Annotated in this window: 2 protein-coding genes; both read right to left on the minus strand. The window is 66.5% G+C overall.

The features are described 5' to 3' along the window. Positions 1–782, minus strand: a 782-nt coding sequence (locus VW23_RS25005) for a GntR family transcriptional regulator (protein ID WP_141728491.1), incomplete at its 3' end; no start/stop codon positions are given. A 108-nt stretch (positions 783–890) separates the two neighbouring features. Continuing rightward, the coding region (locus tag VW23_RS25010) for a glycoside hydrolase family 127 protein (RefSeq protein ID WP_069912203.1) at positions 891–2737 on the minus strand (1847 nt) is incomplete at its 5' end.

The following is a 2737-nucleotide window of genomic DNA, read 5'->3' on the forward strand; positions in this document are numbered from 1 at the left end:
GTCGGACGACGGCGACGGCGGAGGTGTATACGAGACAGGGGGGGCCGACCCTGCGAAGCCAAACTGATAGGCGAAGTCGTATCCCGCGCGATATAGCTCTGGATCTGCCGCACGATCTGCGCCGCGTGCCCGGCGGCGAGCTTATCGGCCAGTTCCGCATCCCCGGCCGCCACCGCCGCGACCATCGCCTCATGCTCATCGACATACTGGCGCGGCAGGGTGTCGTCGAAGCTCTGGTAGTAGAGCCGCAAAATCCGCCGCCCTTCGTCGAGCAGCCGGGTGAACAGCCCGGTGAAATAGCTGTTGCCGCCGGCGGCGGCGATGGCCACGTGGAAATCGCGGTTGGACTGGATCATCTTCAGCGCGTCGCGCTGCGCTACCGCGTCGGCATAGGCGGCCTGGAGCTTCCTGATCGTCACCATGTCGCTGTCGCGTCGGTGCACCGCGGCGCCGCGCGTCGTCACCCGATACATCAGGGTCAGCGCCTCGAAGTAGATCGGCAGCTTCACGAAATCGATCGACGACACGATGGTGCTGCGGTTGGGCAGCGTCGTCACCAGCCCCTCGGCCGAGAGCCGCACCAGCGCCTCGCGGATCGGGGTGCGCGACATCTCGAACTGCTCGGACAGCCCCACCTCGTCCAGCGGCGCGCCCGGCTCCAGCGTCAGATCGAGGATCGACTGGCGCAGCTTCTCATAGACAGTCTGCGCCCCCTGCCCGCGCACCCGCACCGGCTCGCTGCCATCCGGCGCCGCCTTGCCCTTGTTTGTCGCCCCGCGCACAGCAGCCACGACGATTCTCCTGCATTCAGCCTGCTCTCGGCGCTAGAAAGCCGGTTCCACCGGCGATTGCAACGGCTGCTTCTCTGCTCCCCTCAAGGGGGAGGGGAGCTAGGCCTCCAACAGCCACACCAGCATGCTGCCGGCCTGGCGATTGGCCCAGAGGTGATAGGGGATCGCCTTGAAGCGGGTGGGCTCCAGCGTCGCAGGCGCCGAGCGATAGAGCGCCCCGCTCCATCCGGCGTCGCTCGCTTTCACGGCGCTGCCACTGAGCGTCACTGCGCCACCGAGCAGGTCGGGATCATACGCTGTCTCGATCGCCGCCCCGGGCGCCAGCCGCAGTCGCTGTGGCGCAAAGCCGTTATCGACCTGTTCGAGGCAATAGACCACCGGCCCGCGCTTCAGCGCCACCCGCCCGGCATCTTCGGTCACCTCGGGGTTGGCATAGAGCCGCTCGACCGGCATGGCGAAGCCGATCCGCACCTCGTCGCCGGCCTGCCACTCGCGCTCGATCGTGGCATAGCCCTTGGTCACCTCCACCGGCACGAAGGCGCCGTTGACGGAGAGCTTCACCTCGCGGCACCAGCCCGGCACCCGCAGCCTGAGCGCAAAGCGCTTCGGCGCGGCCGGCGAAACGCCGAGCCGGATATCGCCATCCCAGGGATAGCGCGTTTCCTGGCTGAGCTTCACCACGGTATCGCCCAGCACCGCCTCGGCGGTGTTGGCGCCATAGAGGTGCACTGCCAGCGCGTCGGGCGTGGTAGTATAGAAATAGCTGCCGAGCGAGGCGATCAGCCGGGCGATATTGGTCGGGCAGCACGGGCAATAGTGCCACTTCCAACGCCGGTTATCGCCGTGGCTCTCGAGCACGTTCTCGTAGAAATAGTGCTCGCCGTCGCGCGAGATCCCCGACAGCGCACCGTTGAACAGCACCAGCTCGACCTGGTCGGTGAAGCGCCCGTCGAGCTCGATCTGCGCCATGCGATGGCCCCAGAACGCCAGCGCCACCGCGGCGCAGGTCTCGGCATAGGCGGTGGCATTGGGGAGGTCGTATTCCCGCGTGAACCCCTCATTGGCATGGGCGGGTCCCAGCCCGCCGGTGACATAGAGCTGCCGTCCGGTCAGGTTGTCGAACAGCCGGTCGGCGGCCGCGAACAGGCTGAGATCGCCGGTCTCGGCGGCGACATCGGCCATCGCCGAGAACAGGTACATGGCGCGCACCGCATGGCCGACCACCTGGGTCTGCTCGCGCACCGGCATATGCGCCTGGCTGTAGGAATAATCCTTGAAGATGTAATCCCTGGGGTCCTTGCCGCGCCGCTGCGCCTCCTCGTCGTAATAGGCCGGCTGCTGGCCGCGCTCGTTGACGAAAAAGGTCGCGAGGTCGAGGTGTCGCTGGTCGCCGGTGATGCGGTGCAGCTTGATCAGCGCGATCTCGATCTCTTCATGTGCATCATAGCCGCGCAGCTTCCCGGGCTCCGGTCCGAAGGTGTCGATGATGTGGTCGACGGCGCGGCTCATCACCTCGAGGAAGCGCCGCTTGCCGGTCGCCTCGAAATAGGCGACCGCCCCCTCGAGCAGGTGGCCCATCGAATACATCTCGTGCAGGTCGCGGAGGTTCGTCCAGCGCTTCTCCGGCTCGCGCCGGATGAACCACGAGTTGAGATAGCCATCCGCCAGCTGGCCCTTGGCCAGCTGCTCGACGATTTCGTCGATCTTGCCTTCCAGCGCCGGGTTGGGGTGCGCCTTCAGCGTATAGCTCGCCGCCTCGATCCACTTGCCGAAATCGCTGTCGAAGAAATGCTGCATCGACAGCCCGCTCGGCTGGATCGGGCGCACCAGCGGCGCCGGCGGCAGGTGAAAATTGAGCACCTCGAGGAAACCTTCCTCGTCAAGCCGCTGATGCTGCGTCGGCGCGGTGACCTTGCGCACCGTCTCGCTCCAGCTCTCCCAGAACC

This window comes from Devosia insulae DS-56, assembly GCF_000970465.2.
Taxonomy (GTDB): Bacteria; Pseudomonadota; Alphaproteobacteria; order Rhizobiales; family Devosiaceae; genus Devosia_A; species Devosia_A insulae.